Source organism: Peptoniphilus sp. (genome assembly GCF_050943655.1).
Taxonomy (GTDB): Bacteria; Bacillota; Clostridia; order Tissierellales; family Peptoniphilaceae; genus Peptoniphilus_A.
In genome coordinates, this window is the sequence record NZ_JBMNPQ010000098.1 from 1 (window position 1) to 4,035 (window position 4,035).

At 34.8% G+C, this 4,035-nt stretch carries 4 protein-coding genes; all 4 read right to left on the reverse strand.

The features are described from left to right. Window positions 1–608 precede the first annotated feature (608 nt). On the reverse strand, window positions 609–1,562 hold the full coding sequence (locus ACOX6R_RS07380; protein WP_433448799.1) for an ABC transporter ATP-binding protein: 954 nt from the start codon (window positions 1,560–1,562) through the stop codon (window positions 609–611). Continuing rightward, complete coding sequence (locus ACOX6R_RS07385; protein ID WP_433448801.1) at window positions 1,555–2,541, reverse strand: ABC transporter ATP-binding protein; 987 nt, start codon at window positions 2,539–2,541, stop codon at window positions 1,555–1,557. Before ACOX6R_RS07385 ends, ACOX6R_RS07380 begins: the two co-directional genes overlap by 8 nt. 13 nt (window positions 2,542–2,554) lie before the next feature. After that, the gene (gene nikC, locus ACOX6R_RS07390; protein WP_433448803.1) at window positions 2,555–3,508 is read right to left on the reverse strand and encodes a nickel transporter permease; all 954 of its coding nucleotides are present in this window, start codon (window positions 3,506–3,508) and stop codon (window positions 2,555–2,557) included. Window positions 3,509–3,519: 11 nt separating this feature from the next. After that, on the reverse strand, window positions 3,520–4,035 hold a 516-nt coding region (locus tag ACOX6R_RS07395; protein WP_433448805.1), incomplete at its 5' end, for an ABC transporter permease.

Sequence of the window (4,035 nt, forward strand, 5' to 3'; positions counted from 1 at the left end):
TTTTTTATTACTTGCCTTTAAAATTTTTATAATCTCTTTTGGTTTTTCTTATAAAACAAATTGCATTTATAATTTAATTATCGCTATGATTCTCGAGTCTTTACAATCACTCTTTATTCACCAGTTATTTCATTTCTTATGTCATTAATATTCATCAATAATATTTTATTTTTATCCACAAAAATATAATTCTTCTTATTATTTAAATAAGGATCACAAAAAATTTTAAAAATCTATCCACAAATATTAATAATAATTCACAAACTATTTATAATTTTAATCTTTATCTTTAAATTTTATAATAAATCGGAAGAGTTTATCTCAAAATTTAAAATTTTTAAATGTAAAGCACGCCCTACAACAAAGACATTTATATAATTTTTAGTCTATAGCACATATTGATTTAGAGTCTTAGGAATAATTTTTCCGCACTAGAGCCTCAAATCTTATTTTAACTGCAAGGGTCTTTAGTTTAATTCTTTCAAAAAAATAATATTCAATTGACGCGACAAAATCTTTTAATTTAAATTTATGCAATAAAAAATCTTATAAATTACCCGCGGGGATAAAGTATAAGATTTTTTAAAATTTATAAATTTTTAATTAAATCAGTCATATAAATGACAAGCTACAAAGTGTCCAGGTTTTATTTTTCTTAGTTCTGGCATCTCTTCTTTACAGATTTCCATGCACTTTGAACATCTGCCTGCAAAGCGGCAACCTGGCTTTGGATTTATTGGTGAAGGAACATCTCCTTCTAGGAATATTCTCTCCCTCTCGTATCCATATTTTGGAATTGGTATCGCTGATAGAAGCGCCTGTGTATATGGATGAAGCGGACTTAAGAATATTGAATTGTAGTCCGTAATCTCAACAATTTTTCCAAGATACATTACAGCGATTCTGTCGCTAATGTGTCTTACTACTGAAAGGTCGTGAGATATAAATAGATAAGTCAGTTCAAACTCATCTTGAATTCTATCAAGTAAGTTTAGTACTTGAGCCTGAATTGATACGTCAAGTGCAGATACTGGTTCGTCCATTACGATGAACTCTGGCTTTAGTATTAGTGCACGAGCTATACCTATTCTTTGTCTTCTTCCTCCATCAAGTTCGTGTGGATAAGAATCTGCAAGTCTATCTTCAAGACCAACTGTGCGCATCATTTCATATACTGTGTCTTCAATATCTTCTTTTTTTACATTACCATTTACTCTAAGAGGCTCTGCGATTAAGTCGTAGGTACTCATTCTAGGGTTTAGTGAAGAGTAAGGGTCTTGGAAAACTATTTGCATCTTTTGACGAAGCTCTTTCATCTCTTGTCTAGATTTATATTCCAAAATAGATTTTCCATTTAATATAATGTCGCCTGCAGTCGGCTCGTGAAGTCTTATAATAGTTCTTCCAACTGTAGACTTTCCGCAACCACTCTCTCCTACAAGTCCAAGTGTCTCTCCCTTTTTTATATCAAAAGAAACATCATCAACTGCACGAAGAGTTCCGGCCTTTACATTGAAATATTTTTTTACATTTTTTACTGAAATTAATGATTCATTATGCATTGTTTTTCACCTCACCCACTGCGTCATAAAGGTGACAAGCTACAAAGTGTCCCGGTTTAACTTCTCTCATTTCAGGATATTTAGTCTTACATATATCCATGCACTTCTTGCATCTTGGATGGAATCTGCAACCATCTGGAAGGTTTGAAGGGTCTGGAGTCGCACCAGGTATTACAGTAAGTCTATCCACATCTTCATCAAGAGATGGTATGGAGTCGAAAAGTCCAACTGTGTAAGGATGAAGTGGATTTTCATAAATATCTTCTACGCCAGAGTCTTCAACAATTGATCCTGCATAAATTACGCAGACTTTGTCGCAAGTTTCTGCAACTACTCCAAGGTCGTGAGTAATTAAAATCATAGAAGTATTGTATTTTTCCTTTAAGTCCTTCATTAGCTCCAATACTTGTGCCTGAATTGTTACATCAAGGGCAGTTGTAGGTTCGTCTGCAATTATAAGCTCTGGGTTACAAGCAAGAGCCATTGCAATTACAACTCTTTGTTTCATACCGCCTGAGAATTCATGAGGATAGTCATTAATTCTCTCAGGTCTTATACCTACAAGGCTAAGCATCTCCTTAGTCTTTTCTTCTAGCTCATCTTTAGTTACATTTTGGTGAAGTTCTATTACTTCTTTTATTTGATCTCCAATAGTCATTATTGGATTTAGTGAAGTCATTGGGTCTTGGAATATCATGGAAACTTTGTCTCCTCTGATATTGAACATGTCTTTTTCCTTTACTTCAAAAAGATTTTGTCCGTCAAGATAAATCTCTCCACTTTTAATATATCCCGGTGGAGACTGTATAAGTTTCATTATTGCCATTGCAGTTGTAGTTTTTCCTGCACCAGTTTCTCCAACAAAGCCAACTGTCTCTCTAACTCCAACCTTCATATTAAGATTATTTACGGCATTTACTTTTCCGGAGTCTGTAATATATTCAACAGTTAAATTTTTTATTGTCAATAAATTTTCCATATACTACTACCTCCTATCTCTTAAGTTTAGGGTCAAGAGCGTCTCTTAAACCGTCGCCAAGCACGTTAAGTGCAAATATTGTAATTACTATTGCAAGTCCAGGGAATATTGTAAGGTGTGGATAGTCCCTAATAAATGTTCTTCCGCCTGATAACATTGCTCCCCATTCAGGAGTTGGAGGTTCTAGTCCAAGTCCGATAAATGAAAGTCCTGCAGCATTTAGTATTGCATAGGCAACACCAAGAGTTGCTTGAACGATTATTGGAGCAAGACAGTTTGGAATAATGTGTTTAAAAATTATTCTCGCATTTGAAGAACCTGCAGCTTTTGCAGCTTCAATAAATTCCATATCTCGAATAGAAAGTACCGATGACCTAACTATTCTCGCATACCCTGGTATGGCAGCAATACCAACGGCAATCATTAAGTTTGCAAGTCCAGGTCCAAGTGCTGCTAAGATTGCAATAGCAAGAAGTGTATCTGGAATAGATTGAAGTATATCAATAAATCTCATTAGAATATTGTCAACTTTTCCACCATAATATCCAGTAACAGCGCCAATTGTTGTACCAACAATAAGAGCTATACCAACTGATATAAAACCTACTTTAAGTGAAATTCTTGATCCATATACAACTCTTGAGAATATATCACGTCCAAGGTCGTCAGTACCAAAAATATGCTCACTAGATGGTTTAGCAAATTGGTTAGAAAGATCTTGCTGTGCAAATCCATAAGGTGCAATTGCATCGGCAAATATTGCGATTAAAAATAGTATTATTATAATAGCAAGCCCTACCATGGCAAGCTTGTTTCTTTTCATTCTTATCCAGATATCTTTGGCATTTCTAAAGCGGCCCCTCTTTTGGTGCTCGTTTTCGATTGCCTGTGCGATAACTGGATCAGCTGAAGGGATCTCTTCTGATTTCACTTCGATATCTGTATTTACATCTTTTATGTCTTTCATGTGATCCCTCCTTATACGTATTTAGTCTTAATTCTTGGATCTACGAAAGTATATACAAGGTCAACGATTAAGTTTACTATTGAGAAAGTTATTGCAACGAATAGTACGCAACCAAGTACCATTGGAGTATCTCTCATCTTAATAGAGTCAACCATAAGTCTTCCTATTCCAGGAATTGAAAAAATTACTTCTGTCATAAGTGCTCCAGCCATAAGTTGTCCAAAAGATAAACCTACAACTGTGATTACAGGAATAAGAGCATTTTTAAGAGCGTGGTGCAAAATTACAACCTTTTCTCTTTGTCCCTTTGCCCTTGCTGTATTGATAAAATCTTGTCTAATAACTTCAAGCATTGAAGATCTTGTCATTCTCGTAATAACTGCCACTTGTTGAAGTCCAAGTGCCAAACATGGAAGTATCATATGTGCAGGAGTTGAAAATCCTGAAGATGGAAGCAAGCCGAGCTTTACCGAGAATAACATAATAAGTAATAGCCCCAGCCAGAATACCGGCATAGATAAACCAAT